The sequence below is a fragment of the Mucilaginibacter sp. P4_C11 genome, assembly GCF_056402115.1.
The window spans coordinates 1-25,345 of the sequence record NZ_JBFUIA010000045.1 but is presented as its reverse complement, the minus strand read 5'-3'; the positions used below and the strand labels follow the sequence as shown (position 1 = coordinate 25,345).

The following is a 25,345-nucleotide window of genomic DNA, read 5'->3' as shown; positions in this document are numbered from 1 at the left end:
CCGATGTCGATAGTAACCACCATAAAAACAAACCCGAGGTTAAAAAAGTTAGTCCACTGGATGCTGATACCAACTGGCGAATCGAGGCCCCGGCGTTGGGTGCGCTGGTTTATTACGCCGTTTTATTATCCGCGGGGCAAGGGGGCTATTGTAAGGTATTATGCACGGCTGGATATTTTTCCGTTTAACAAATTCTCGTTGGGCAGCAAAAGTATTATCGAAGATTTTGCAACCATCAACAATGGCGTAGGCGATGTTATAATAGGCAGCAATTGCGGCATCGGCATCAGCAACGTTATTATTGGCCCGGTTACAATGGGCAATTATGTAATGCTGGCGCAAAACATTGTTATTTCGGGCTTAAACCATGGTTACGAAGATATAAGCCTCCCTCCCAGGGCACAAAAAGTGATAACCAGGCAAATCATCATTAATGATAACGTATGGATTGGCGCCAACTGCGTAGTTACTGCGGGCGTAAATATTGGCAAACATGCAATAATAGGTGCAGGCAGTGTTGTTACAAAAAACATACCTGATTATTCAGTAGCGGTAGGCAATCCGGCAAGAGTCATAAAAAGATATAATTTCACAACAAATTGCTGGGAAAAGGCGTAACAAAACAAACCATGCCGTTTATTAAAAAGCTTATCAATAAGCATACACTTTCCCTGGCAAGCAATGCAATTATGCCGGTTTTGGGCATGGCCATACTGGGTGTAATGGCGCGGCATCTCTCTAAAGGCGACTTTGGTGATTATATATTTTTCCTTGTTGTATTTAACCTTGCCGATACGTTCAGAACAGGTTTTCTGCAAACGTCGCTCATAAAATACTATGCCGGGGCCAACATCGAAAGAGCATCCAATATAGCCGGATCTGCCTGGTACATTGGTTTAGTTATAGTGCTCATTTTTGGTTTGGGCAATCTGTTATTATTTTTCATTCTTTCGTATACCGGCACAAGCCCCAACATGTTTCTTATAACAAAATGGCTTGGCATCGTTTACTTATGCTCGCTTCCAACAACAATAACAATATGGATACTACAGGCCCAGCAGCGTTTTGACAGGCTTTTTTTAGTACAGTTAATTAACCAGGGCGGGTTTTTCCTGTTCGTGTTACTGCTTATCGTATTCCGCCAAATCAGTTTACAAAATTCAATTTATTGCTACTGCCTAAGCAGTGTTATCAGCAGCCTKTTCACCATTTTTATCGGATGGTCAAAAATCAAAACACTGGGCAACAGAAGCTGGGCTTCAATAAAAGACATGRCCCATTTTGGCAAATATAGCGTTGGCACATCAATCAGTTCATACCTGTTGCGCAGTTCAGATACAATTATTATTAAAATGATGTTCCCCACAAATTTGCTTGGTGTATATTACATTCCGCAAAGGCTAATGGAGATATTTGAGATTCCTTTAAGGGCCTTTATTGCTACAGCATTGCCTGTGATGTCTTCGGCGGTACACCGCGAGGATAAAAAGCAGGTATCGTATATCATGAAAAAATATGCGGGAATGCTTACCCTCGCACTAATACCTGTAGCTGTCCTATCCTTTTTATTAGCCGATTTTGTTATCGGTTTATTATTCGGCATCGGTTATCAGCACTCTGATGCAGGCAATATTTTCCGTATATTTATGTGTTTTGTAATGCTGCTTCCAATTGATAGATTTTTTGGGATAACCTTGGACATTATTGGGAAACCCCAATTAAATATGATAAAGGTTTTTATTATGCTGACAGTTAATGTAGTTGCCGATTTTACAGGTATATTCATTTTTCACAGTTTATACGGTGTTGCTATAGCATCCATTTTTACTTTCTTTTCGGGAGCCATTTTTGGTTATTGGGCGCTAAAAAGGCACTTACAGTTTTCTGTTAGGGATATGTTTTATTTAGGGTACCTTGAACTGAACCAACTTATCAGCACCGGATATAAAAAGATGAGGAACAGATAAACAAGCAATTTCCGTATGGAGCTCAGGAACCGCAATATCATCATATTTTCACAAATGCAGTTTGATGGCCGCCTGGAATCAACAAACTATACCTTGGCAAAATACCTGGCAAAAAACAATAAAGTATACTATGTTGACAGGCCCTTTACCTGGCGCGATTATATGATGTATAAAAATACGCCGGCTTTTAAAATCAGGAAGCCGCATTTCTTTTCACCTCCCAACAGCATTATTCAGACAGAGATACCCAACCTTAAAATAGTGATTTGCCCGCCGGTGCCATCCATTAATATGTTACCCGAGGGGAAAATATATCGCCTGGCTGTTAAAATGAATGAATTAATAGTTGCCTCGCGGGTAAAAAAAGTAATAAAACAATTTAGCATCGACGATTACATTTACATCAACTCGTACAACTACACCTACCCCAACTTTCATAATTTAATAAAGCCATTACTAACGGTTTACCATTGCGTCGATCCGCTGATAGAGGTTTACCAAACCAGGCATGGTTTAATATCCGAGGATATTGTTGTTAAAAACGTAGACCTGGTAATTTGCACCAGCAATGAATTAAGGAACAAAAAGCTTAAGTTAAATCATAACACGCACCTTATTCCAAACGCGGCAAACATCAACCACAGCCAAAAAGCGCTTGATCCTGAATTGCCTGTAGCTGCTGTTTTATCGGGTATCGGCAAACCAATAATAGGGTATTTTGGTAACATCGAACGCCGCGTTGATTACAACTTGCTCAAAGAATTATTAGATCAAAATCCCGACAAGAATTTCGCTTTTGTAGGCCCGGTGGATAATAATTACGCGGATATGTCGGTATTTGAACGGCCCAATGCCTTTTTAACAGGAGCAGTGCCTTATGAGCAAATGCCCGCAGTTTTAAAAGGTTTTGATGTAGCCATTATCCCATTCAAAAAAGATGAGGTAAGCAGTTCTATTTTCCCCCTGAAGCTTTTTGAATACCTTGGCTCGGGCAAACCAACGGTATCATCCAATTTTAATACCGATTTAAAAGAATTTACAAAAGATACGGTTGCTTACTGTAAAACTGCCGAAGAATTTACCATTGCCATAAACGAGGCTTTAAAGGACACGCCTGAACTACAGAAAAAAAGACTTGCAGTGGCTGCCGAAAATACCTGGGAGCACCGCGTTATTGAAATAGAAAAACTTTTGGCATTAAATTTAAAGCTAAAGCTTAAAGCGATAAATCAATAATAACGCAACTTTTTTATTAAAATACAGTAAAAGTTATAAAACATAATAAACAATGGAGATCATCAAGTTTATTGCTTCGGTAATCATGTGGGCGGCTTTTATATACCTGGGAATATATTGCCTGTACCTTTTTATCTTCTCGGTTTTAGGGAAGTTGGTACCTATAAAATATCCTCCCGCTGCTACTTCATTAAGCAAGTTTGTTATCTACATCTGCGCTTATAAAGAAGATGAAATTTTATTGAATTCTGCGGCAAACGCGTTAACGCTTGATTACCCTGGCGACAAATTCCATGTATGTGTGATAGCCGATTCGCTTAAGCCCGAAACTTTGGTAAAGCTAAGGCAAATGCCATTGCAGGTTGTTGAAGTGTTTTTTGAAAATAGCACCAAATCAAAAGCGCTGAACAAAGCTATTGAAAATACGGTGCCCGGATTTGATGCAGCGGTAGTTTACGATATTGACAACGTTGCTGCGCCCGACTTTTTGTACCAGATAAACAACTACCTGCAGGCAGGCGAAAAGGTGGTACAAGGCCACAGGATAGCCAAAAACAGTAATACCAATGTAGCAGTGCTTGATGGCATAAGTGAAGAGATTAACAACCACATTTTTAGGAAGGCGCAACGGGTATTTAATCTTTCGGCGGCTATTATAGGCTCGGGAATGGCGCTGGAATATAACTTATTCAAAACAACCATGGGCCAGATTGATGCTGTTGGAGGCTTTGATAAACAAATGGGGCTGATACTTACCCGCCAGAAAATTGGCGTTGCCTATGCCGAAAAAGCCTATGTATATGATGAGAAGGTAAGTAACCCCGAAGTATTTAAAAAACAACGTAAAAGATGGCTTTCGGCCCAGTTTAACTTGTTGCGCAAATACGGCATGAGCGGCTTTAGCGAATTATTTTTGCGAGGTAATTTTGATTATTTTAATGAGGTTTATCAAACTGCTATACTGCCCCGTGTGCTCATGCTTGGTTTAATGCCGTTTATGTTGGGCATATCTTTAATAATACCAGGTATTTGTCCCGCCTGGCAATTATGGCTGGCTGCAACCTGTTGCTGTTATATTGGTATTTTGGTTGCAATACCGGGTCAGTTTTTTAACGGCAGGTTACTTATCGCTGCTTTAAAACTGCCATTGATTTTTTTTACTATGTTATTTTTATTATTTAAACTTAAAGGAGCCAACAAAAAATTTATTCATACACCACACGATCATACAACATGACCAAAGCTCAATAAAAACTACTGGGTTATTTTTTGAAACCTCTTCTTTAAATTAAGGAAAGGGGTTTCATATGCATAAAATGATAGTGAGGCCAGTGCTATTGTGCAAGCAATTGTAAAGCAATAAATTATTATGTTTTGAACTACCAGGTTTGCCGACTGCATATATTTTTCTGTGATAAAAAGTATCAGGAATAACGGAAACTTGTGCAATAGGTAAATACCATATGAAATTTGCCCTATAAACTTCATGCTTTTACCCTGCAACGAGTAAATACTTGTATTTGTTTGACATAAATTTACTATCAGCAGCGAAGATAATATAGAAAGTATTACATCGCCGTGCGCAATATAATGGTTAAGGTAAAAAGCAGTAAAAATAATAAAGGCAAGCAAAATTAGTACCTGAAAATATTTATTAAACATCAGATCGAAAAGAGACTGCAATTTAAATTTAACTGTTGGGTGCTTAGTATTAAAATATAAAACAGCTACCACAGCCCCTATCATCATATTATCAAAACGGGCGTAATAAAAAAACTCATTAAATGTTTTCCAGATAAACCATTCATGAGGCAAACGCACAACAACAACGCCAAGCGTCCATATAAATAAAATGAAAACAAGCAACGTATAAAGGATATGTGAAATTTTCTTGATCCTGAAAAAATGTGGATGAAAAATATAAAATTGCTCTTCGGTACCTATAGACCATATGGTATCAAATACTACAGGCAGCAAGTGTAAGCAAAATGCAAGGTTGGGTAAAAACAATAAAGACAACCACAAAGCCTTGGTTGAACCCTCATGAGGATAAACAAAGAAACCTACAAAAACCGTAAGGAAATATAGTGGCCATATCCTTAGCGTTCTTCGGATATAAAAGTCTTTAAAATTTATAGCTGTAAAATTTCTCTTTTCCTCAAGCAACAGGTATGTTATTAAAAACCCGCTTAACGAGAAAAAAACAGTTACGCCAACTCTTCCGAAATTTAAAACATTTAAAAAATCAAGCCGTTTAAGATGAAAATCAACCTTGTGAAGTTCAATATGGCATACTAAAACCATTGAGGCTGCCAAGGCGCGTATACCATTTAAATTAGGAAAGTAGAGCTTCTTTTTACTGTTTAAAGTCGGCGTTTTGTTTAGTATATCATTCATATTTAAAATTCACAAAACATTTTTAAGCAATATACGCGAATATAGCCATAATATATTTAGGTAATCTATCTTGTAAATAGCGATTTATTATAAAAATGCAATTTGTTTTATTAAACTAAATAGTTAACTTTTGTAATTGTAAATCGCGCTAAACAATTATGTGTGTTATCTATAAATGAAAAAAGTTTCTATTATAACCATAAACTTTAACCAGCCGGCAGTAACCGAAGAGTTGCTATCGTCCATAGAAAAAACAAACACCTATGAAGGCCTGGAAGTAATTGTGGTTGATAACGCCAGTAAAACAAACCCAGTTCCCGGTTGGCTGGCAAAATATCCCAATATTAAATCCATCCGGTCGGAAGCTAACCTGGGCTTTGCCGGGGGTAACAACCTGGGTATTAAACATGCCACGGGCGATTATATTTTCCTGGTAAACAACGATACCGAATTTACGCCTGGCCTTGTAAGTGAATTGGTAACTATTTTAGAGACACATGATGATGTGGGCATTATCTCGCCCATGATAAAATATCACAGTGATAAAAGTTTAATTCAATACGCCGGCTATACGCCTATGGATTATTATACCTGCCGTAATAGTTGTATTGGCTTAAAACGAAAAGACCAGGGGCAGTTTAATCACATCACCGGCCCAACAGCCTATTGCCACGGTGCAGCCATGATGATTAAAAAAGAAGCCATTGACAAGGCCGGGCTTATGGCCGAAAATTTTTTCCTGTACTATGAAGAGGTAGACTGGTGCGAGATGATCAAAAGAGCCGGCTACCAGGCCTGGCTAAACACGGATGCATTGATATATCACAAAGAATCCATATCTGTTGGAAAAAAAAGCAAGCTTAAGGAATATTTCATGAACCGTAACCGCATCCTGTTTACGCGGCGTAATGCACCCGGCTACAAAAAGGTAATCTTTTTTATTTATTTTCTGTTGCTGGTGGTGCCGCGTAACCTGATAACTTATATTAAAAATAAAAACTACGATTTTATACCCATGCTTTTTAAAGCAATCTGGTGGAATTTCACCCACTCAAAAAACAGCACTAACTTAGGTTACAATATAAAAACCATAGCATGAAAATAATTTTACTGTTAAGCCTTTTTATTGTGTTTTATACGTTTGCAGGATACGGCATCCTGCTATACTTTATTATAAAACTAAAAAGAATGGTGAGGGGGCCCAAAAAACCTATAGCCGAAGATTTGAGCGTTCTCCCAACCTGTACGCTGGTTGTGGCCGCCTATAACGAGGAGTTTTTTATAAAAGAAAAAATAGCCAATAGCTTACTGCTCAATTACCCGGCAGGTAAATTGAAAACAATTTTTATAACCGATGGCTCGTCTGATAACACTCCGGGCATCATTGCGGGGTACCCCCAGATCCAGCTTTTGCATCAGCCGCAGCGCGCCGGTAAAATAGCTGCCGTTCATCGGGCTATGGAGTTTGTGGATACAGACGCCGTTGTTTTCACCGATGCCAATACCTTTTTGAACAAAGATGCGCTAATAAAAATCTGCAGGCATTACGCCGATCCTACCGTCGGCGCGGTGGCCGGCGAAAAACGCGTGCATTTTGACGAGAATGCCGATGCAAGCGCCGCCGGCGAAGGTTTTTACTGGAAATACGAATCGGCCCTTAAAAAATGGGATTCTGAATTATATTCTGTTGTTGGTGCCGCCGGCGAGTTGTTCAGTGTAAGGCGTTCGCTTTATTTGCCGGTACAGGCAGATACGGTATTGGATGATTTTATGATATCTATGCTGATTGCCGAAAAAGGCTACCGCATTGTTTATGAACCCGAAGCCTACGCTACCGAAACCGCATCTGAAAATGTATCCGAAGAGTTAAAACGAAAAATACGCATAGCAGCTGGTGGCATCCAATCAATATTGCGGCTAAAAAGTTTGTTTAATCCTTTCCCCTACCCAATCCTTTCCTTCCAGTACATCAGCCACCGGGTATTGCGATGGACAATTACCCCCTTCCTGCTCATCCTATCGTTTGTGCTGAATATTGTCCTGGCTTCAGAACCCGGCGCAACGGGATGGCAACTGCTATTGTTTGCGCAGGTATTATTTTACCTGCTGGCATTTTTAGGCTACATCATGGAAAAGAAACAATTACGGGTAAAAATATTGTTTATCCCCTATTACTTTTGTGTGATGAATTATGCTGTTTTAGCCGGTATCATCAGGTATTTTACCACTACACAAAGTGCCGTTTGGGAAAAAGCACAACGCCGGCAATAAAAATTATCATGTTGGCATACCTGCCGGAAAATTACCACCATGAAGCAAATTGAAGTGCACATTGAACTATTAACAAATATTTTATGGCAGCCCTCAACCGATTGCAGTTTTAAGTTAAATAGTGATGTTGACATTTGGCGGATTTATATCCCTTCGTATAAAAACCAAACTGCACAGTTTCTAAATATCCTGCAGCCCGATGATATTGTACGGGCAAACCGTTATGTACAGGAAAAAGATTGGATTCGGTTTATTATCAGCAGGGCGGCATTGAGGGAAATAATAAGCAGGTATATCAATCAACCGGCAAGGGATATCATCTTCGGCAGYGGCCCAAATAAAAAGCCATTTATTGCGGGAGCTGATTTGCGGTATAATGTATCCCACTCGGCAAACTGGGTATTAATAGCGATTGCAAAAACCGATGTTGGCGTGGATACCGAAACAATAGATGCCTCGTTTAATTTCCAATCCATACTGGAAGATTATTTCAGCCCCGCCGAAATTAGTTTTATAAATGATAACCCGGAAAATTTCTTTTTGTTGTGGACACGAAAGGAAGCCCTAATCAAAGCCACCGCCCAGGGCCTGGATGAAAACCTCAAACATATCCCCTGCCTCGACGGCATGCACATCACCAACACTACTATTTTAAAAACCGACAAAAACTGGTTGGTAAAAAGCTTCAAAACCGATGCTGAAAACCTGGGAAGCATAGTGTGTGAAAAAACCATTCAAAAGTTGCATTTTTTTGAAATAAACTTGTCAAAAAATGTATGATTTGTGTGGTTTTTTTGTTGCTTTTGTTTGAACTATTTACCTTTAAACAACCCGTATTTTAATATGCAGTAGATAGCCCTTACGCCATCCTTCCACCCTATTTTCTTGCCTTCTTCATAAGTACGGCCATAGTAAGAAATACCCACTTCGTAGATCCTGATTTTGGGTACCCTTGATATTTTGATGGTAACTTCGGGCTCAAATCCAAAGCGTTTTTCGGTAAGGGGGATAGCCTGTATCAACTTGGTATCAAATAGTTTATAGCAGGTTTCCATATCCGTTAGGTTAAGATTGCTAAACATATTTGATGCAAAGGTTAACCACCTATTACCTATGGTATGCCAAAAAAACAATATGCGGTGCGGGTTGCTCCCCATAAACCTGGAGCCGTAAACAACATCGGCAAAACCGTTTACTACCGGCTTCAGCAAATCGTTGTACTCGGACGGATCATACTCTAAATCAGCATCTTGTATTATAAGATATTCACCAGTTGCTTTTGAGATACCGGTATGCAGGGCTGCCCCTTTACCTTTATTTACATCGTGCTTAAAGTACTGGATATTAACATCCGGGTTGGATTGCCGGTATGAATTAATGGCAAACTCTGTATTGTCCTTTGAGCAATCATTTACAATAATAATCTCTTTTTGAATTTCATTGGTGAGGTTAACCGCTTTAATTTTATCCAAAATTAAGTGTATGGTATTCCCTTCGTTATAAGCCGGGATAATAATTGAAAGTTTTTGAATGCCCATTATATTGTTTATCAAAAAATCCGCTTCCGGATATGGTAGTGATATAAAGCTTAGTTATATCTTTATTGAAAATATTACTTAATGCAAGCTGTATTAAAACGAATAAAAACTTACTTAAAAAAACCAAAATTAATATTTCTGCTTGTATTCCTGTTCGTTTTAACCGTGTTGTTTTGGTTTTGTTTGCCAAAGCCACTATTTAAAAACCCTACATCATACGTAATCGACGATAATCAGGGCCAATTGCTGGGGGCATCTATCGCCAAAGATGGCCAATGGCGCTTTCCCTATAACGATAGCGTACCCGAAAAATTCAAGCAATGTATCATGGCCTTTGAGGATAAACGCTTTGAGCATCATCCCGGTTTTGATGCGCTGGCTTTTGGGCGTGCCATCAAACAAAACCTCAGCTCAAAAAAAATTGCCAGTGGCGGCAGTACGCTTACTATGCAGGTGATAAGGCTGGCTACCAAACACAAACGCAACATCTGGAACAAGCTGCTGGAGATTTTTATGGCGCTACGGCTCGAGCTCACTTACAGCAAAAAAGAAATATTAGCCCTTTACACCAGCAACGCGCCATTTGGCACCAACGTTATTGGCCTGGATGCCGCCTCCTGGCGCTATTTTGGTCGTAGCCCCGATAAACTATCCTGGGGCGAAATGGCCGCGATGGCTGTATTGCCTAATGCGCCGTCATTAGTACATCCAGGTAGGAACAGGCAAACATTGCTCAACAAACGGAACAGGCTGCTTAACCGGCTATATAAGCAGGGTGTTATCGACAGCATAACAGCCGAACTGGCAAAACTGGAACCCGTACCGGAAAGGCCCATGCCGCTGCCGTCCCTTGCTCCGCATTTACTACAGCGCTTTAAAAACGATTACGATGCCAAGCCAATGGGCGATACCCGTATTCGTACAAGTATTCGTTCGGGCTTGCAGCAACAAGTCAATGATATTTTGGAGCAACATCACCAGGTTTTAAAGGCGAACGACATTAACAATATCGCCGCTATTGTGCTGGATGTTGAAACCGGCGAAACGCTTGCTTATGCCGGTAACATTACCCATCATGAAGACCCGCAAATGGAAAGCGATGTAGATGTAATTGACGCCCCCCGCAGCCCCGGAAGTACGCTAAAGCCACTTTTGTATGCTTCGGCTATGCATAACGGGTTGATATTGCCTAATAGTTTACTGCCGGATGTACCAACCTTAATAGCCGGTTATCACCCGGAGAACTTCGATATGGGGTATGACGGTGCTGTACCTGCCTCGAAAGCCCTGGCCAGATCGCTTAACKTACCTGCAGTAAAACTACTGCAGCAGTATAAATTTGAGAAATTTTACGATTTTTTGCACAAAATTGGCATCACCACCTTAACCAAACCGGCAAACCATTACGGATTATCACTGATACTGGGCGGTGGTGAAAATACGCTTTGGGAACTTACAGGTGCTTATGCGGATATGGCCAGGGTGCTTAATCATTATGATAAATACAACGGCAGCTACGATCCTGGGGATTTTCACAACCCTGTTTATGGCAAACAGGAAGTTAAGAAACCCGACCTGGAAAAATCAGGCCTGCTTGATGCCGCTTCTATCTATGCCACTTTCCAGGCCATGGAAGAAGTAATGAGGCCGGGCGAAGAAATGCTGTGGCAGCAATTCAGTTCGAGCCAGCGCGTGGCCTGGAAAACAGGAACAAGCTTTGGCTTCCGGGATGGTTGGGCCATTGGTGTTACCCCAAGGTATGTGGTGGGTGTTTGGGTTGGTAATACCGATGGCGAAGGGCGGCCTGGTTTAACCGGTATTAACGCCGCTGCCCCTGCCCTGTTCGAGATTTTCAGATTGCTGCCCGTATCAAAAGACTGGTTTGCAATGCCAACCGGCGAAATGGTAAAAATTGACGTGTGCAGGCAAAGCGGCTACCGCGCCGGCCAGTATTGCCAGGATATTGACCAGGTACTGGTACCTAAAACCGGCTTAAGAGCGCCTGTTTGTCCTTATCACCAGCTTATTCATCTATCTGCCGATGGCCAATACCAGGTAAATGGTAATTGCGAACCACCGGATCAAATGCTTAACAAAAAATGGTTTGTGCTGCCACCATCCATGGAGTATTATTATAAATCCCGCAATTACCAATACCATGTACTTCCGCCGTTCCGGGCTGACTGCGCCGAGACGGAGAATGGGAATACCATGGAGGTGATTTATCCCAAAGATGGCGCAAAAATATACATCCCCCTTGAGGCCGATGGTACACGCGGACGGATGATTTGTAACGCTGCACACCGCTTACCGGGCATGAAAATATTCTGGCACCTGGATGATCAGTATATGGGTACTACCAAAGATTTCCACCAGATGGCTTTAAACCCACCGCCGGGCAATCATATCCTTACCCTGGTTGATGGTAATGGTAATACCGTTAATATTGGATTCGAGATATTAAGTAAGTAAGTGAGTGGTGAGACTTATTTCTGCGAAATAATAAAAAGAGAGGCCTTACACCCAACGTTTTTTGTGATTGATACGATGATGCAATAAAGAACATTAATCAGCTAAAAAAATGAAAAACTTAACTTACACAGTACTTATTTTATTACTTGCGTTCCTCACTATTTCGGGATGCACCAAAATTTCCGATCCGGCTAATAACGGGAAAATTGTAGCCAGTAAAACCGAAGTGAAAATAAACGAGCCAGATTCGCTGGTCTTAGTAGGTGCAAGCGCAACCGATTCTGTCCATTGGTCTGTTGCCCCGGCTGGCTTCAATATCCTTACAAGTTCTAATAACGCGTCGCGCATTGTTTTTACCAAATCCGGAAATTACACAGTTTCTGCAACAAAATTGGGTGCCTTGCCGGCAAGCATATCAATTAAAGTGAGCACGGATTCTGTCGTAACCACACCCGACACCGCAAAAATCGTTCAGCTTACCGGCGATCAGTTAACTATGAGTCCTGGAATTTATTTTAACGCCAAGGGGGATAGTCTTGGATTTGATTTTAACGTAACCACTGCCAATAGGTACTGCGCCAGTGGTTTACTCAAATACAACCAAAGTGTTGATGCCAATAATAATTTCAACATCGATTTTCTGTATGTGCAAGAGCCTAAGGTTTGCAAGAGTACCAATGATATACCGATGGTTGTAAGTCCGTTGAGGTTTTACCAAAAATACGAGGTAAATGGTACTTATCCGTTAAAGGTTACGCTTAATGGCAAAGTTTACACGGGTAGCATTGTCATAACTCCGGCTCAAGTAATTTTTAATTGGAATTATACGTCCGGAGTACTAATACCATTTAAAACCTATAACAGATCATCTAATACATTCCTGCATTAATTCTTTAATAACCGACTGATCCCAGAAAAGATCGGTCGGTTATTAAAGAATAAAAATATTAATCCTGTTATAATATTAAAAAATATTACTGTTTTTACCCAACGTTTCATGACTTTTACCCGAAGAGCATTTTACGTGCACACATATGTGTGATTTTTTTGAATGAATCTACCCAAAAAACAGGCTGAAAAACTGGTAAACGGATGCATTGATAACGACCGAACGGCGCAGGAAACATTGTATAAGCTGTTTCATGCAGAGATGCTTCGTGTATGCTATAATTACCTCCCCGACAAGCAGCTTGCCAAAGAGGCTTTTAATACAGGCTTCCTGAAAGTTTTTCAATCGATAAAGACTTTCGATACAGAAAAAGGAGAGCTTGGTGGCTGGATCAGGAAGATCATGATTTACACCGCTATTGATCTATGTCGCAAGGAATTAAAATTCAACACAACAAATACAAGCGAACTGGATCCGGATGAACATTTTATTTCACCGTTGGTGCTGGAGAAGCTTTACTTTGAGGACTTACTCCAAAACATCCGCACTTTGCCTTTTGCCACCCAAACCGTTTTCAATTTATCAGTTTTAGATGGTTTTAGCCACAAAGAGATTAGTGAACAATTGAATATAAGCGAGGGCACTTCCCGCTGGCATTTAGCCGAAGCAAAAAGAAAATTAAGAGAATTACTTGAACCATCAATAAGTAGCATCCGGCCAAAAGAAAGGAGTGAAAAAGCAAAATGAAAAACTCACTAAACTACCTTAAACTTTGGCAGCAAAAGCGTAGCGAATTACCTGTTAATGACAGCGCCCAGACAGACTGGCTGCAAATGCAAAACCTACTGGATTTGCATTTACCGTCGGCGGCACCTCATGATATTCCGCAAAGCGATAAAGTACTTAAGGCTTCAAAAATTATAAAAGCAGCTAAAGGATTTAAAGCACTTGTTTTACTTGTATCAACAACGGCAACTATCGTTACCGGCGTGTACACATACAGTCACTTCCATAAAATCAAGCACAGCGAGCCTGATAATGGGATCAAAAAACACATAGCACATGTAATTGCCGACAGTTTAAAAACTATTGATTCATTAAACCAGGCCGATAGCACAACTTATGGGGTCAACAACCCGCCGCAAATCAAATCCACCCCGGCAAACGCCGATAGCTTAGCTAATAATAACATGCCGGATAGCGGGTTGACCGGTAAAAATGTGCCGGTAAACAAAAATACCGGCATCAAAGCAAGTACCGGAAATTCTGTTTCAAATAAAAATTCCGGGCCATATGGTATATTAAAAGGAGGCAAAAACACAGGCACTTACACACTGGCAAATAGCCAAAACACAATGGTAAACCAACCTGCCCAACATGGCCACGCAGCAAATAGCAGCCATGCTTTATACACAAATAACAAGCAGCCATCGGGCGGCACTATGCCAACAAGCACCCCAAATGGATTAACCCAAGGCAATAGCAACTATAAACCACTTGTATTGTCTGTAAGCTTTCAAAAATCATACTACCGGGTATCTGGCATTGATAGCATTCAATCTGATGTCAATAATTATTTCACTAAACCGGCAATCAATAAGATCTTAAATTCCAACGCGAAGGGAAACAATGGAATACTAAAGCAAACTTCGGCACGTGTAAACGAAATTGTTGGCAAAATCACTAAATCGTCTCCAGATCTTTTAAAACTAAAAGCAGGTCAAAAACCTAAAAACGGTAAACAGGAAAAGGTTGTAAAAGCTAAACTATCGGCCCCCTTTAATTTTGATTGGGGCCTGCTTGCGGGCGTAAATGCATCTGGCAGCTTTACAACACAAAAACAAAACAGCAATTTTTATGGCAGCCTGCCCGTCGATCTGAATTTCGGGCTTTATGGCACTTATCATTTTAATGATCGATGGGCTATAAATGTGCAAGCCAAGGCCCTTAACCCACAAAAAATCAGCGGTTCCTATACCCATGCAAACGGTGCAAAAGCCGATAGCGGCGCTGTAGATTCGGGAAAAACCATCCGGGTAACAGATAGCCGTAAGGCATATTTTGTAAGCGTGCCTATTCAATTGGTTTACAAGCTTAATAATTACCTGGGTTTAAAAGCAGGCCCCGTTATAAACATACCCGTTAAGCAAATTACCGGCACCACAAGCTTTACACCTTTGGCTATAAAAACAGACACACCTTATTATACATCGGTAAATAACCAATTAAAAAATACCCGGTATGTTCCTGCTATCAACGTTGGCGTATCAGCCGGTGTAAGCCTGCAATATAACCGGTTTAGTTTTGAGGCTACCTATTTAAAAAGCATAAGCGGTTTCAAAGTCTCGTCGGATTTTGGGAGCTATAAATCAAACCCAGGCACTGTACAACTCACCGTTGGTTTCCAGTTAAATAACCCCAAAAAAAAATAAGGCGGCTTTAAAAATTACAAACGTATAACCTAAAATACACTGTCCAAAACCTGCCAGACTAAAACATTCATTATATTGCCTGCATAATTAAAACGTGGCATGCTTGAACATTATGACCTACATAATTTACTGGTAATCGACATTGAAACCGTGCCGCAGTATGGTACACACAATGAGGTGCCGGAGCATTTTAAAAAGCTGTGGGAGTTAAAGACCCAATACCAGCGTAAGGATGAATCTGCCGAAGATTATTACGGACGTGCAGGCATCTGGGCCGAGTTTGGTAAAATAGTTTGCATATCTGCCGGCGTTTTTACCAAAGGAAAAGAGGGTGTTGGCTTAAGAGTGAAATCATTTGCCGGGCATGACGAAAAGGATTTATTGGGCCGGTTTTCGAGTTTGCTATTTAGCCAGCCGGCTAACTTAGTTTTGGTGGCGCATAATGGTAAGGAGTTTGATTTTCCTTACATCTGCCGCAGGTTATTAATAAATGGTCTGCCATTTCCTCCTCAACTCCAATTAGCAGGTAAAAAGCCATGGGAAATTATTCACCTGGATACTATGGAACTTTGGAAGTTTGGCGATTACAAAAACTACACATCCTTAAATTTACTCACCGCCATTTTTGACATCCCCACCCCAAAGGATGATATTGACGGCAGCATGGTAGGTCATGTTTACTGGAACGAAAACCAGCTTGATCGGATTTGCACTTATTGCCAAAAAGATGTGGTTGCCACCGCGCAACTGATAAGGCGTTATCGTGGCGAAGATTTAATAAAAGATGAGATGATAACAATAGTCGGCCAATAATGCTGAAAGTAAAAAACCTGGAGGTTAGCTTTAAAACAGCAGATGGCTTATTTAAGGCTGTAAAAAACATATCGCTTAATTTACAAAAAGGCGAAACTATCGGGATAGTCGGCGAATCCGGTTCGGGTAAGTCTGTTACATCGCTTGCTTTGATGCGGCTTTTAGATGCCGATAAAACTGTTATCAATGGCGATGTGCTTTTAAACGATGTAAGTTTGTGCAAATTATCGGAAGCCGATATGCGCCACATCAGGGGCAACCGTATGGCCATGATTTTTCAGGAGCCCATGACCTCACTCAATCCGGTGCTTACCTGCGGCTTCCAGTTAACCGAGGCCATCCGGCTGCATTTGGGTTTAAGCAAGGTTGAGGCCAAAAAGAAAACTATCGAACTTTTTAACGAAGTACAACTGCCCCGCCCTGAAGCAATTTTTGATAGCTATCCGCACCAAATTTCAGGTGGGCAAAAACAAAGGGTGATGATAGCTATGGCCCTATCCTGCAATCCGGAGATATTAATAGCCGACGAGCCAACTACTGCGCTTGACGTAACGGTACAAAAAACAATTATTGAACTGCTGCTCTGCCTTAAAAAAGCTCGCCAGATGAGTCTCATTTTCATTTCGCATGACCTGGGGGTTATTAAGGAAATTGCCGACCGGGTAATGGTGATGTATAAAGGCGAAATTGTTGAAGAGGCCAATACGCCCGACTTATTCGATCATCCCAGTCACCCATACACTAAAGGCTTATTAGCATGCAGGCCTTCACCAAATCAACATTTAAAGAAACTGCCGATAGTTGCCGATTTTTTTGATGCAGAAAATATCCAAAACAAATCGGCGGTCACTATAGAAAACATCAGGACCTTGTATCATTATCCTGAAACTGAAATAAAAGCAAGAAGGATAGAACTTTATAAACAAGAACCTTTATTGAAGATCGGCCAACTCTCAACCTGGTTCCCGGTTAGTACGGGCCTGTTGGGTCTGTCAAAAAAAGTGGTTAAAGCGGTAAACAATGTAAGTTTTGAAGTTTACCCAGGCGAAACACTTGGCCTGGTTGGTGAATCGGGTTGCGGAAAAACAACATTAGGTCGTACCATACTAAGATTGATAGAGCCCACAGCCGGTAATATCAGTTTCGAAAATACAGATCTGGGGAGCTTAAAAAAGAATGAACTACGTGAGGTACGCCGCAATATCCAAATCATTTTCCAGGATCCTTACTCGTCTTTAAACCCTAAATTAACCGTCGGTCAATCCATCATGGAGCCTTTGCAGGTGCACCAGTTTTACGCCAATAATACCAAACGCAAAAAACACGTGTTGGAATTACTGGAACGTGTAAATCTGTTACCAGAACATTTTAACCGTTACCCCCACGAGTTTTCAGGAGGCCAGCGGCAACGTATCGTGATAGCACGGGCGCTGGCGCTGCAGCCCAAATTTATCATCTGCGACGAATCAGTGTCGGCGCTTGATGTATCTGTCCAGGCACAGGTGCTTAACCTGATCCGCGAATTACAGCAGGAGTTTAAACTTACCTATATCTTCATCTCGCATGATCTTGCCGTTATTAAACATATATCCGACAGGATGATGGTGATGAATAAAGGCGAGATCATTGAAACAGGTTACCCGGACGATATTTATTACAGGCCAAAGGACGAGTACACCAGGAATTTGATTGCATCGATTCCGCAGGGGTGATAGCAAAGGCAAACGCATCTAAACTGGGTTAATATAACTTAACACATTTCAGCTATTTAATTTATAAATATCTGATAATAAACATTTTATAATTTAACATGGTTAACATTCAACTAAGATTTCGCGCAATTTAGCTAATCGATATTTTGCACTTGTTGTTGGTCAAAACATTGCCAAATTCTTACTATCTTAAGTTGTGCAGCCTATCAATCCAAAAATTTGTGAAATTAGATTAAATTTAGCCGGATTGGCATGCATTCGTGTCTAACTCAAAAAATGGGCTCCTGTCGATTGCCCAAATTCACAACCTCAGATTCAAAATCAATTTCCTTAACCCTGTCTTTTTCGTCTTCTCCCCCAAACACCAAAATTCCGTATCTTAGCACAAATACTTTTGTATGTCTAAAAAAAAGAAAAATAATTCTTCTATCGTTCAGGTACTTACCCAAATGGTACTTGATGTATTTGAACAAAACGGCAATACGCCACTTAATTATAAACAGGTTTCTGCAAAATTAAACGTCCGCGATCCCGAATCGCGCGAAATTATATTTGATATTCTAAAAGACGAGGCTTTTAAATCGGTACTTAAAGAGGTTTCGCCAGGCAAGTTCCAACTTCTTGAGTTAAAAACATTTATGGAGGGCCGTGTCGATCTGACGAACGACGGTTCGGCATTTATAGTTACTGACGATGAATTGGAAAGCGACATTTTTGTTGCCCCACGCAAGCTTCGCAATGCTTTACATGGCGACCGTGTTAAAGTTTACGTATACGCCATCAGTAAAGGCAAACGTAAAGAAGGCGAGATCATTGAGATATTGCAGCGCGCCAAAATGGAGTTTACCGGAATTGTAAAACTATCTGAGCGTTTTGCATTTTTCATCCCGGACGACCGTAAAATGATGCATGATATTTTTATCCCGATGAGCGAGCTAAACGGGGCTAAAAACGGGATAAAAGCAGTTGCCGAAATTACCGACTGGCCGGCTGAGGCCAAAAACCCCATTGGCAGAATAAAACACATTTTGGGTGCACAAGGCGAGAATGACACCGAGATGAACGCCATCCTTGCCGAATATGGTTTTCCGTTATCCTTCCCGGTCGAGGTTGAACATGAGTCGGAAGAGATATCGGATGTGATCACCAAAGAGGAAATTGCCCGCCGAAGAGATTTCAGGGATATTACCACATTTACTATCGACCCCTTTGATGCCAAGGATTTTGACGACGCATTATCGTTTAAAATACTCGAGAATGGCAATTACGAAGTTGGTGTGCATATTGCTGATGTATCGCATTATATAGCACCCGATTCTGCCCTGGATAAAGAGGCGTTCGATCGTGCTACTTCTGTGTACCTGGTTGATCGGGTTATCCCGATGCTGCCCGAGCGCCTTTCAAATGGCCTGTGCTCGTTGCGCCCTAAAGAAGAAAAGCTATGCTTTTCGGCAGTTTTTGAACTGGACGAGAATGCATTTATCCAAACCGAATGGTACGGAAAAACCATCATTTACTCTGACAGGCGCTTTACTTATGAAGAAGTTCAGGAAGTAATTGAAAGCAAAGAAGGTGATTTTAAAGACGAGATTCTTAAGCTAAATGCCTTGGCTTATAAACTGCGCGACCGGAAATTTAAAAATGGCGCCATCAGCTTTGAAACTACCGAAGTTAAATTTAAGCTTGATGAAACAGGCAAGCCCATTGGAGTTTATGTAAAAGAACGTAAAGATGCCCATAAGCTAATTGAAGATTTTATGCTGTTGGCCAACCGTAAGGTGGCCGAACATGTAAGCAAAATGGGTAAAGGCAAGCACAAATACACATTTGTTTACCGTGCGCATGATTCCCCTAAACCCGATGCCCTGGCCAATTTTGCACAGTTTGCGGCCCGGTTTGGGTATAAAATAAATACTAAATCAGATAAAGAAACTGCAAAATCGTTAAACTTCCTGATGGAGGATGTAGAAGGTAAAAAAGAACAAAACGTACTTACCCAACTGGCCATCAGATCGATGGCTAAGGCGATATATACTACAAAAACCAGCAGCCACTACGGCCTGGCGTTTGATCATTATACGCACTTTACCTCCCCTATTCGCCGGTACCCGGATGTTATGGTACACCGCCTGCTGTTTCATTATTTAAACGGCGGACAATCGGTAAATGCAGAACATTACGAAAAGCTATGTTCCCATAGTTCGCAAATGGAAAAAAAGGCAGCCGATGCCGAACGCTCATCTGTTAAATATAAACAGGCAGAATACCTGCGCGACCAGGTTGGCAATACTTTTACGGGTATTATCTCGGGAGTTACCGAGTGGGGTATGTATGTCGAGATCATCGAAAATAAATGTGAGGGCATGATTCGCCTGCGCGATATATCCGATGATTTTTATACTTTGGACGAAAAAAACTATTGTATCATCGGTCAGCGTAAAAAGAAAACTTACCAGCTGGGCGATGAGGTAAAAATCAGGGTTAAAAATGTTGATTTGACCAAGAAGCAAATTGATTTTTCGTTAGTGCAGGATTGATATTTTAGGTGAGTGGTTGATTGGGGTGATTAGGAGAGTGGTTGAATTTTTAACTCGATCAACTTAATCCCACTCAATCAACTTAATCAGCCGTTAACTACAAACATGAAACAACTTACAGAACTACATGCCATGGTGAGCAAGGCGGTAGACGAACTTACTTTTCCGGCATATCCTACCGATCTTTACGAACCTATAAGCTATATACTTTCGCTTGGCGGTAAACGCCTACGCCCTGCCCTGTTGCTAATGGCATGCGACCTGTTTGGCGGCGACGTGGAAAAAGCGATAGAGCCGGCCCTGGCCATCGAAGTATTTCACAACTTTACGCTGATGCACGATGACATTATGGACAAGGCTCCCTTGCGCCGTGGTAAAATTACAGTGCACGAAAAATGGAACGCCAATGTAGCCATACTATCCGGCGATGCTATGATGGTAGAAGCCAACAAATTCATGATGAAGGTTGACGATTGTATTTTGCGCCGGGTAATGGATGTTTTTAACGAAACTGCCACGGGTGTATGCGAAGGCCAGCAAATTGACATGAGTTTTGAGCAGCGCAATAACGTGCAGATTGACGAGTATCTGGACATGATACGGCTTAAAACCGCCGTACTATTAGGGGGAACGCTAAAAATAGGCGCAATTATTGGCGGCGCTACATCAGCCGATGCGCAATTACTGTATGATTTTGGTGTAAATGTTGGCATAGCTTTCCAGCTGCAGGACGATATCCTGGATGTTTACGGTGATCCCGAAAAATTTGGCAAGCAAGTTGGCGGTGATATATTATCCAACAAAAAAACCTACCTTCTTATTAAGGCCCTTGAACTGGCAAAAGATAGCGAGGCCACAACACTCGAAAACTGGCTGAGCATAGAACAATATAACCCCTCCGAAAAGGTCGCCGCGGTGACCGGCATCTACGATAGCCTTGACATCAGGAATTATGCCGAAGATGCTATGCGAGCCTATGCCGATGCCGCCTTTAGCGCGTTAGACCAGATCAAGCTGTCGGAAGACAGGCGACAGTATTTGAGGCAGTTTGCCGATAATTTGTTGGTGAGAGAGTATTAATTATATTTAAGGATGGAAAAGAGTATTTTGCTTTTGTTAACAGGTTTGTTATGCTCAATTTCTGTCAAGGCACAAATCCCGGCAATTGGACCGAACGATTCTACACAATATATTCTTATTTGCCCAATTGAACCCCAGCCATCATTTCCAGGTGGGTACGACGCTTTTAAACTTTTCCTGCAAAAGAACTTAAAAAACCCTGACCCGCAACTTGATGTTCAAGGTAGGGTTATCATTTCTTTTATTGTAGAAAAAAACGGCTCCCTGACTCATTTTGAAATAAAAAGAGGGTTGCAGAATAAATTTAACGAAGAAGCATTAAGGGTGCTCAAACTTTCACCTAAATGGATTCCTGTTAAATTAAACGGCAAACCTATAAGATCAGGATATACAGTTCCCATAAATTTCACATTAGGCCAGTAAAACACAAAATGAAGAAAACACTCTTTGTAATATTCACGCTGATCGTCGGGACAATAGCAAACGCCCAAACCCTAACCTCCGGCGGCAAGCTCAAACCTGAGCAAGCCATTATGGACGTGCGTCATTATACAATCGCGTTAAGCGTTGATCCGGTTCAAAAAACGATAGATGGTTATACCACTATTGATGTAATCATGGCGCAGCCTACTAAGGTGTTACTTTTTGATCTGTTGGATTCATTAAAGATCAGCAACGTATTGGTAAATGGTAAAAAGGAATCCTTCACTTACCAAAACAACCTCATCAGCATCAATGCTGCCAAGGAATTACCTGCAGGCAAAGCCAGTGTTAAAGTGATATATTTTGGCAAGCCCCATGTTGCCCGTCGCCCGCCCTGGGATGATGGATTCACCTGGACGAAAGATTCTACCGGGCATGCCTGGGTTGCCATCACAGCCGAGGGAACCGGGGGCAAACTTTATTTTCCGTGCAAGGATCATCCTTCGGATGAGCCAAATGACGGTGTTGATATGCTGATAACCGTACCTAAAGACCTGGTAGTTGCCGGCCCGGGATTGTTGTTAAAAGTCACTAAAAACAATGATAAGGCTACCTATCATTGGAAAACCAATTATAGCATCAACAATTACAGCATCCTGTTTAATGTCGGCGATTATACTGTTGTAAGCAGGCCATATAAAACCGTTAATGGAACAACTGTGCCTATCCAGTTTTATGTATTAAAGGAGGATGCCGCTAAGGCCAACCGTCACCTTGATATTTTCGAGCAAACCATCCGCATACAAGAAAAGTATTTTGGCGAGTATCCGTGGGCTAAAGAGAAAATAGGCATTGCCGAAACGCCGCACCTGGGTATGGAGCATCAAACCATGAATGCCTACGGCAACAAATTCAGGTACAGCAAACTCGGCGGCAAAGATTTTGACTGGCTGATGCATCACGAATTTGGCCATGAGTGGTGGGGCAACAAAGTAACAGCCAAGGATTGGGCCGATTACTGGATCCACGAAGGTATTTGCACCTTTGGTGATGCCATGCCCATACGCGATTTGGAAGGCGAACAAGCATATATTAAACACTTCCAGCAAGCTGCCCTTTCATTTGGCAACAAAATCCCCTTGGTAATAGGAAAAGATATCGACGAAGAGGCGGCTTATAATGGCGACATTTACGGCAAAGGTGCTTTCTTTATGCATACGCTGAGATATATTATGGGCGACACTATCTTCTTCCCAACTATAAAAAACTTCGTTACAAGTCCTAAATACACCTACAGCAACATGGTTACTACGGCAGATGTGCAGGAATATTTTAGCAAAGCAGCCGGTATTGATTTGAAGCCCTTATTTGATCTCTATATTTACTCTGTTAATAAACTCGAAGTTCATGTAACTGCAAAACGCGGCGATAAGTACCTCATCCAGCTTCAAAATATTGACATGCCATTACCGGTTGACATTAGTGCCGATGGCCTAACCAAGCGATACACCCTGGACAAAAAGGGACTGACAATTACCAGCAAAACAATGCCTGTGATTGATCCGGATACGTATTATTTTAAGAAGCTTATTATTGAATAGATACCATTCGACATTATTGCTAAGTTCATTTGCTCATGAAAAAAACCTTAACCTTGTTAATTGTATTTATCGCAGTGTGTACCTATCGGGCCAAGGCCCAAAATACAGGTCGGGCAGATTCCGTTTACAGCATGGCAGATGTAATACCTGAATTTCCCGGAGGCGAGCGTCAGTTTTCGTCGTTCCTTGTCAAAAATATGCGATACCCGGCGAGTTGCCTCAAAAGAGGGATTAAGGGAACGGTGTTCGTAAAGATGATAATTGAAAAAGATGGAGCGGTAAAATATGCCTATTGCGTCCGCTCGGTAGATGCAGATATTGATAATGAGGCTATACGTGTTTTAAAACTCTCGCCAAAGTGGAAACCGGGAACAGTGGGTGGTAAACCTGTAAGAGTGTATTATACAGTACCAATCTCCTTTACTCCTACCGCAATAAAGCAATAAAAAAATCCCCGATCAAGTTTGACCGGGGATTTTTTATATCATCTATAAAGCTTTGCTAATTATTCAGCTGCTGCTTCTTCAGTATCAGCTTTTTTAGCTTTTGGTGCTGCTGCTTTCTTTGCTTTTGGAGCTTCTTCTGCAACAGGTGCTGCTTCAACTACCGCTGGTGCTGCTGCTACTTCGGCAACTGCTTCTGTAGCCGGAACAACTGAAACGTATGAACGGTTATCAGCTTTTTTACGGAAAACTACAATACCTTCGGCTAAAGCGAATAAAGTATGATCTCTGCCGATACCTACGTTAACGCCTGGGTTGTGTTTAGTACCACGCTGACGAACGATGATATTACCTGCAATTGCGGGCTGACCACCGAAAATTTTGATACCTAAACGTTTGCTATGCGACTCGCGGCCGTTTCTGGAACTACCGGCCCCTTTTTTGTGTGCCATTGTTTATATCTTTTATGAGCTGATAAATCGGCTCGGTTTAAAACTTTAAATTATAATGTGATACCAGTGATCTCGATCTTGGTAAATTGCTGACGGTGACCGTTTTTCTTTTTGTAACCTTTTCTACGTTTCTTTTTGAAAACGATTACTTTATCACCTTTTAAATGAGACAAGATCTTAGCCGATACTTTAGCGCCTTTCAAATCAGAACCTAATTTGAATGAACCTTCGTTTTCTGCTAACAATACACTGTCAAATTCAATACTAGCGCCCTCGTCACCTTGTAACCTGTGTACAAAGATCTGCTGGTCTTTTGCAACCTTAAATTGCTGTCCTGCTATACTTACTATTGCGTACATGTTTGTTAATTATTGTTTTAAAATTCGAGGTGCAAATATAGGGATTGGTTATTTAATAAACAACACCGCAACCTTTTATTTTTTAACTCTTCGTTCTGCGGTTGTTAAACTTTGATCAATTTCTTTGATCAGTTGTTTATTGGCATCTATCAATTTAGGATCGCCCGCAAAGTTCGAATCAAAAACAACCCGTTTTGTTTTGGTTTTATATTTAAACTCGATGACGTAACGCACCGGCTTTTCTTTAACGGTATCTCCTATCTCGTTCGACGGAAAATCCCAAAAACCAAGGTCGGCCGCTTTATGGTGCAGGTATAACAGGTCGTTATCAGTAAGTTTCACGTGCGTTTTCACCAGCGAATCTCTTTTATTAATATACTGGTAATCGCCGGCGAGGGAGTTGAATTTATTCACCAGGCTATCTTTGGGCCCATAAGCGATAGATATCGATTGGAAATCGGCATATCGGTAAGGCGCATTTTTTATCATCATACCGTAGTAGTAAAAACAGTATAAAAGGAACGGAACAACAATAGTGAAGATGAGGAATATTTTTTTAGTTCTTGAAGACATTTAATTAATTATTGATTTACTGAATTATCGAATTATTGAGTTGGTACCATTACATCCGTCATTGCGAAGAATGAAGCAATCCCCGATGTGCAAAGCGAATTTGTATGCTTATTCTTATGTTTAAATCGGTTCCATTTCCGGTGTTTTATC

At 41.2% G+C, this 25,345-nt stretch carries 23 protein-coding genes; 18 read left to right on the top strand and 5 right to left on the bottom strand.

Annotated elements, in window-relative coordinates; translation table 11 throughout:
* The first annotated feature begins 3 nt into the window (after positions 1-3).
* The 4 genes from AC1DU2_RS27780 to AC1DU2_RS27765 are packed head-to-tail and all read left to right on the top strand — an operon-like array spanning position 4 to position 4,440.
* On the top strand, positions 4-618 hold the full coding sequence (locus tag AC1DU2_RS27780; protein ID WP_477388558.1) for an acyltransferase: 615 nt from the start codon (positions 4-6) through the stop codon (positions 616-618).
* 11 nt (positions 619-629) lie between these two features.
* Positions 630-1,967 carry an oligosaccharide flippase family protein gene (locus AC1DU2_RS27775; protein WP_477388556.1) on the top strand — a complete coding sequence of 446 codons (1,338 nt, stop codon included), beginning with the start codon at positions 630-632 and terminating at the stop codon, positions 1,965-1,967.
* Positions 1,968-1,982: 15 nt separating this feature from the next.
* Complete coding sequence (locus tag AC1DU2_RS27770; RefSeq protein WP_477358330.1) at positions 1,983-3,203, top strand: glycosyltransferase family protein; 1,221 nt, start codon at positions 1,983-1,985, stop codon at positions 3,201-3,203.
* Between the two features lie 52 nt (positions 3,204-3,255).
* Positions 3,256-4,440: a glycosyltransferase family 2 protein gene (locus tag AC1DU2_RS27765; RefSeq protein WP_477388554.1), complete on the top strand. Its 1,185-nt coding sequence runs from the start codon at positions 3,256-3,258 to the stop codon at positions 4,438-4,440.
* 17 nt (positions 4,441-4,457) lie between these two features.
* Here the strand turns inward: AC1DU2_RS27765 and AC1DU2_RS27760 are convergent, their stop codons facing one another.
* The gene (locus AC1DU2_RS27760; protein ID WP_477358326.1) at positions 4,458-5,600 is read right to left on the bottom strand and encodes an acyltransferase family protein; all 1,143 of its coding nucleotides are present in this window, start codon (positions 5,598-5,600) and stop codon (positions 4,458-4,460) included.
* Positions 5,601-5,775: 175 nt separating this feature from the next.
* On the opposite strand from AC1DU2_RS27760, the gene AC1DU2_RS27755 reads away from it, so the two are divergent.
* Genes AC1DU2_RS27755 through AC1DU2_RS27745 form a run of 3 tightly spaced genes read left to right on the top strand, consistent with a single transcriptional unit; the run spans position 5,776 to position 8,651 of the window.
* Positions 5,776-6,699 (top strand): glycosyltransferase family 2 protein, encoded by a 924-nt coding sequence (locus AC1DU2_RS27755; RefSeq protein WP_477388552.1) that lies wholly within the window; start codon positions 5,776-5,778, stop codon positions 6,697-6,699.
* Positions 6,696-7,871: a glycosyltransferase family 2 protein gene (locus AC1DU2_RS27750; RefSeq protein WP_477388550.1), complete on the top strand. Its 1,176-nt coding sequence runs from the start codon at positions 6,696-6,698 to the stop codon at positions 7,869-7,871. Before AC1DU2_RS27755 ends, AC1DU2_RS27750 begins: the two co-directional genes overlap by 4 nt.
* Before the next feature lie 39 nt (positions 7,872-7,910).
* The gene (locus AC1DU2_RS27745; RefSeq protein ID WP_477388548.1) at positions 7,911-8,651 is read left to right on the top strand and encodes a 4'-phosphopantetheinyl transferase family protein; all 741 of its coding nucleotides are present in this window, start codon (positions 7,911-7,913) and stop codon (positions 8,649-8,651) included.
* A 32-nt stretch (positions 8,652-8,683) separates the two neighbouring features.
* Here the strand turns inward: AC1DU2_RS27745 and AC1DU2_RS27740 are convergent, their stop codons facing one another.
* On the bottom strand, positions 8,684-9,409 hold the full coding sequence (locus tag AC1DU2_RS27740; RefSeq protein ID WP_477358318.1) for a glycosyltransferase family 2 protein: 726 nt from the start codon (positions 9,407-9,409) through the stop codon (positions 8,684-8,686).
* Positions 9,410-9,490: 81 nt separating this feature from the next.
* Here AC1DU2_RS27740 and pbpC point away from each other — a divergent pair, with 81 nt between their 5' ends.
* From pbpC to AC1DU2_RS27685, 11 genes are all read left to right on the top strand, one after another.
* Positions 9,491-11,881 (top strand): penicillin-binding protein 1C, encoded by a 2,391-nt coding sequence (pbpC, locus tag AC1DU2_RS27735; RefSeq protein WP_477388546.1) that lies wholly within the window; start codon positions 9,491-9,493, stop codon positions 11,879-11,881.
* Between the two features lie 109 nt (positions 11,882-11,990).
* A complete protein-coding gene (locus AC1DU2_RS27730; protein ID WP_477388544.1) occupies positions 11,991-12,770 on the top strand; it encodes a hypothetical protein in 780 nt (259 codons plus the stop codon).
* A gap of 162 nt (positions 12,771-12,932) precedes the next feature.
* Positions 12,933-13,517 (top strand): RNA polymerase sigma factor, encoded by a 585-nt coding sequence (locus tag AC1DU2_RS27725; protein WP_477388542.1) that lies wholly within the window; start codon positions 12,933-12,935, stop codon positions 13,515-13,517.
* Positions 13,514-15,202, top strand: a complete 1,689-nt coding sequence (locus AC1DU2_RS27720; protein ID WP_477388540.1) for an outer membrane beta-barrel protein — start codon at positions 13,514-13,516, stop codon at positions 15,200-15,202. The genes AC1DU2_RS27725 and AC1DU2_RS27720 overlap by 4 nt, the downstream gene beginning before the upstream one ends.
* Positions 15,203-15,301: 99 nt before the next feature.
* The gene (locus AC1DU2_RS27715) at positions 15,302-16,015 is read left to right on the top strand and encodes a 3'-5' exonuclease (RefSeq protein WP_477358307.1); all 714 of its coding nucleotides are present in this window, start codon (positions 15,302-15,304) and stop codon (positions 16,013-16,015) included.
* Positions 16,015-17,727: an ABC transporter ATP-binding protein gene (locus tag AC1DU2_RS27710; protein WP_477388538.1), complete on the top strand. Its 1,713-nt coding sequence runs from the start codon at positions 16,015-16,017 to the stop codon at positions 17,725-17,727. Before AC1DU2_RS27715 ends, AC1DU2_RS27710 begins: the two co-directional genes overlap by 1 nt.
* Positions 17,728-18,125: 398 nt before the next feature.
* A complete protein-coding gene (gene rnr, locus AC1DU2_RS27705; RefSeq protein WP_477388536.1) occupies positions 18,126-20,264 on the top strand; it encodes a ribonuclease R in 2,139 nt (712 codons plus the stop codon).
* 105 nt (positions 20,265-20,369) lie between these two features.
* On the top strand, positions 20,370-21,344 hold the full coding sequence (locus AC1DU2_RS27700; RefSeq protein ID WP_477388534.1) for a polyprenyl synthetase family protein: 975 nt from the start codon (positions 20,370-20,372) through the stop codon (positions 21,342-21,344).
* A 12-nt stretch (positions 21,345-21,356) separates the two neighbouring features.
* Positions 21,357-21,767, top strand: a complete 411-nt coding sequence (locus AC1DU2_RS27695) for an energy transducer TonB (RefSeq protein WP_477358298.1) — start codon at positions 21,357-21,359, stop codon at positions 21,765-21,767.
* An 8-nt stretch (positions 21,768-21,775) separates the two neighbouring features.
* On the top strand, positions 21,776-23,368 hold the full coding sequence (locus AC1DU2_RS27690) for a M1 family metallopeptidase (protein ID WP_477388532.1): 1,593 nt from the start codon (positions 21,776-21,778) through the stop codon (positions 23,366-23,368).
* A 35-nt stretch (positions 23,369-23,403) separates the two neighbouring features.
* Positions 23,404-23,814: an energy transducer TonB gene (locus AC1DU2_RS27685; protein WP_477388530.1), complete on the top strand. Its 411-nt coding sequence runs from the start codon at positions 23,404-23,406 to the stop codon at positions 23,812-23,814.
* A gap of 59 nt (positions 23,815-23,873) precedes the next feature.
* Here the strand turns inward: AC1DU2_RS27685 and rpmA are convergent, their stop codons facing one another.
* The 3 genes from rpmA to AC1DU2_RS27670 all read right to left on the bottom strand — a co-directional run bounded on the left by rpmA (position 23,874) and on the right by AC1DU2_RS27670 (position 25,195).
* Positions 23,874-24,263, bottom strand: coding sequence for a 50S ribosomal protein L27 (rpmA, locus tag AC1DU2_RS27680; protein WP_090650785.1), 390 nt, complete (start codon positions 24,261-24,263; stop codon positions 23,874-23,876).
* Between the two features lie 50 nt (positions 24,264-24,313).
* Positions 24,314-24,622 carry a 50S ribosomal protein L21 gene (gene rplU, locus AC1DU2_RS27675; protein WP_090650782.1) on the bottom strand — a complete coding sequence of 103 codons (309 nt, stop codon included), beginning with the start codon at positions 24,620-24,622 and terminating at the stop codon, positions 24,314-24,316.
* A gap of 75 nt (positions 24,623-24,697) precedes the next feature.
* Complete coding sequence (locus AC1DU2_RS27670) at positions 24,698-25,195, bottom strand: hypothetical protein (protein WP_477388528.1); 498 nt, start codon at positions 25,193-25,195, stop codon at positions 24,698-24,700.
* Between the last annotated feature and the right edge of the window lie 150 nt (positions 25,196-25,345).

Excerpts from the sequence above, each read along its gene's own strand:
- AC1DU2_RS27780 (WP_477388558.1), top strand. The coding sequence starts at position 4 with ATGTCGATAGTAACCACCATAAAAACAAACCCGAGGTTAAAAAAGTTA.
- AC1DU2_RS27770 (WP_477358330.1), top strand. The coding sequence starts at position 1,983 with ATGGAGCTCAGGAACCGCAATATCATCATATTTTCACAAATGCAGTTT.
- AC1DU2_RS27765 (WP_477388554.1), top strand. The coding sequence starts at position 3,256 with ATGGAGATCATCAAGTTTATTGCTTCGGTAATCATGTGGGCGGCTTTT.
- AC1DU2_RS27760 (WP_477358326.1), bottom strand. The coding sequence starts at position 5,600 with ATGAATGATATACTAAACAAAACGCCGACTTTAAACAGTAAAAAGAAG.
- AC1DU2_RS27755 (WP_477388552.1), top strand. The coding sequence starts at position 5,776 with ATGAAAAAAGTTTCTATTATAACCATAAACTTTAACCAGCCGGCAGTA.
- AC1DU2_RS27750 (WP_477388550.1), top strand. The coding sequence starts at position 6,696 with ATGAAAATAATTTTACTGTTAAGCCTTTTTATTGTGTTTTATACGTTT.
- AC1DU2_RS27740 (WP_477358318.1), bottom strand. The coding sequence starts at position 9,409 with ATGGGCATTCAAAAACTTTCAATTATTATCCCGGCTTATAACGAAGGG.
- AC1DU2_RS27730 (WP_477388544.1), top strand. The coding sequence starts at position 11,991 with ATGAAAAACTTAACTTACACAGTACTTATTTTATTACTTGCGTTCCTC.
- AC1DU2_RS27725 (WP_477388542.1), top strand. The coding sequence starts at position 12,933 with ATGAATCTACCCAAAAAACAGGCTGAAAAACTGGTAAACGGATGCATT.
- AC1DU2_RS27720 (WP_477388540.1), top strand. The coding sequence starts at position 13,514 with ATGAAAAACTCACTAAACTACCTTAAACTTTGGCAGCAAAAGCGTAGC.
- AC1DU2_RS27715 (WP_477358307.1), top strand. The coding sequence starts at position 15,302 with ATGCTTGAACATTATGACCTACATAATTTACTGGTAATCGACATTGAA.
- AC1DU2_RS27710 (WP_477388538.1), top strand. The coding sequence starts at position 16,015 with ATGCTGAAAGTAAAAAACCTGGAGGTTAGCTTTAAAACAGCAGATGGC.
- rnr (WP_477388536.1), top strand. The coding sequence starts at position 18,126 with ATGTCTAAAAAAAAGAAAAATAATTCTTCTATCGTTCAGGTACTTACC.
- AC1DU2_RS27700 (WP_477388534.1), top strand. The coding sequence starts at position 20,370 with ATGAAACAACTTACAGAACTACATGCCATGGTGAGCAAGGCGGTAGAC.
- AC1DU2_RS27695 (WP_477358298.1), top strand. The coding sequence starts at position 21,357 with ATGGAAAAGAGTATTTTGCTTTTGTTAACAGGTTTGTTATGCTCAATT.
- AC1DU2_RS27690 (WP_477388532.1), top strand. The coding sequence starts at position 21,776 with ATGAAGAAAACACTCTTTGTAATATTCACGCTGATCGTCGGGACAATA.
- AC1DU2_RS27685 (WP_477388530.1), top strand. The coding sequence starts at position 23,404 with ATGAAAAAAACCTTAACCTTGTTAATTGTATTTATCGCAGTGTGTACC.
- rpmA (WP_090650785.1), bottom strand. The coding sequence starts at position 24,263 with ATGGCACACAAAAAAGGGGCCGGTAGTTCCAGAAACGGCCGCGAGTCG.
- rplU (WP_090650782.1), bottom strand. The coding sequence starts at position 24,622 with ATGTACGCAATAGTAAGTATAGCAGGACAGCAATTTAAGGTTGCAAAA.
- AC1DU2_RS27670 (WP_477388528.1), bottom strand. The coding sequence starts at position 25,195 with ATGTCTTCAAGAACTAAAAAAATATTCCTCATCTTCACTATTGTTGTT.